Here is a 1,819-nt window from a genome sequence, read left to right as displayed (position 1 = left end):
CCTTATTTTGTCCATCCAAGTGTTGACATCGTGTACTGATATGATATGCCATAATTTTTTCTCTCTTTCTTCCTCTATGATAAAAAAATCCCTTTTTTCTTTTCCTGCACAATGTAGCACAGAATAGAAAAAAGGGATAATGCAAATAATTAAGATTTAGCTATTACTATAATTTATAGCAGGCATGTTTTTTGTTGATTTTGAATATAGCAAAGCCTTCGACCACGACTTTCGCTACAGCATAGTAGTGAGCACTATAGCTTTACATTTCCGAATCCGCCATAAACTGTAGTTTTATTTTCCCGGATCCACCATAGTCAGGATATTCATATCCTTATCAAAGGTTACTTCTACCTTGGTCCCGATTTCAATGCCCTGAGAAAGGCCGGAAATATCGGACTTATCGGTTTTGTTCAACTCATAATCTTTTCCGTCATTTCCCTGAATACTTACGCTGTACATTGCTGCATCGGTAATAGTACCGGTTACTACGGTTAAATCCTTCTTTTCCTTGCCACCCTCTTCCTTTCCCTTAGCTTCCCCGGAAGTGGACTCCTTCGCAGCTACATCGGCCTTACTCTCCTTGTCTTCCCCCTCCTGACCGGTCTTTACTTCTTCCGTTTTTTCTGTCGCAGTAGGGGAGGTTTCTGTAGTAGGCGTCTTTTTTCCACAGGCTAAAATCCCCATTGCCATAACTGCTACCAGTAATAGTCCTCTTTTTCCCATCTTTAGCCTCCTTGATCTCTATGCTTTATTTTACGCTTTATACACCATGCTCCACGCTTTACACTTTTACACTATGCTCTACCGCTTTCCCGCTTCTCCACTATACAGGAAGAAGGGAAAGAAATACAAACAAATTCTTTAAGGCTTTCCTAGGATTCTTCTAAAAATGTTCTGCAAGCAGATTCGTCATTCTACTCCGCATACAGGCAAATCTTTCCGCTTTTCAAAGTCTCCGGCACGAAAATTAAGCGCTGGTTCCTGGAGCCCCGGAACAAAAGCCTAAGATCCTTCTCTTCTAAATGAAACTTGCCATCTACCAAAACGGAAAGCATAGAAAACAATTCCAAAATTTCTTCCTTCTCTTGGCTCTCTCTTTCTACGAGTTCCTCATAACAGTAGCCACTATAGCACCAAATATCCTTTTCCGGAAGGCGCTTCTTCATTTTCCGAAGAAGAGGAAGCAGGGCATGGAGATTCTCCGGTACCAGGGGTTCTCCGCCAAGGAGGGTTAAGCCTTGGATTTCCTTTTTATCAAGGGCTTGCAAAATCCTTTCCTCCACTTCCTCCGTAAAGACTTCTCCAAAGCTTGGGTTCCAGGAAGCTTCGTTAAAACAGCCCTTGCAAGCATGGGGACAGCCGGAAACAAAGAGACTCACCCGGATACCGGGACCGTCGGCAATATCAAAGTATTTGATTTCTCCGTAATGCATCTTCAAAAACACTTTCTCGAAAAAAACTTCCCTTATAGGTGCAATACTCTATCCTTAATTTCCTGGGTTCTGCCCTGATTCCAGAACTGGGTGCCGATATAGCCGCAGGTTCTTCTGGCAACGGACAGCTGCTCCTGATTCTCATTTCCGCAGTTGGGACAACGCCACTGCAGCTTTCCGTACTGATCCTCAATAATCTGAATCTCTCCGTCATACCCACAAGCACAACAATAGTCGGACTTGGTATTTAACTCCGCATACATGATATTTTCATAGATAAAATGCATGAGGCTTAGGACCGCAGGGATATTGTTCTGCATATTGGGAACTTCCACATAGCTGATGGCTCCTCCCGGAGAAAGCTTCTGGAAATCCGCCTCAAA

At 43.2% G+C, this 1,819-nt stretch carries 3 protein-coding genes; all 3 read right to left on the bottom strand.

Going from position 1 to position 1,819, the window contains the following annotated elements; translation table 11 throughout:
• Positions 1-294: 294 nt before the first annotated feature.
• Complete coding sequence (locus ACO4PX_RS10175) at positions 295-726, bottom strand: hypothetical protein (RefSeq protein ID WP_485572599.1); 432 nt, start codon at positions 724-726, stop codon at positions 295-297.
• 191 nt (positions 727-917) lie between these two features.
• On the bottom strand, positions 918-1,436 hold the full coding sequence (gene nrdG / locus ACO4PX_RS10170; protein WP_485572601.1) for an anaerobic ribonucleoside-triphosphate reductase activating protein: 519 nt from the start codon (positions 1,434-1,436) through the stop codon (positions 918-920).
• A gap of 32 nt (positions 1,437-1,468) precedes the next feature.
• The coding region (gene nrdD / locus ACO4PX_RS10165) for an anaerobic ribonucleoside-triphosphate reductase (RefSeq protein WP_485572597.1) at positions 1,469-1,819 on the bottom strand (351 nt) is incomplete at its 5' end.

The sequence above is a fragment of the Oribacterium sp. genome (assembly GCF_057249185.1).
This window is presented reverse-complemented; position numbering and strand designations above follow the sequence as displayed.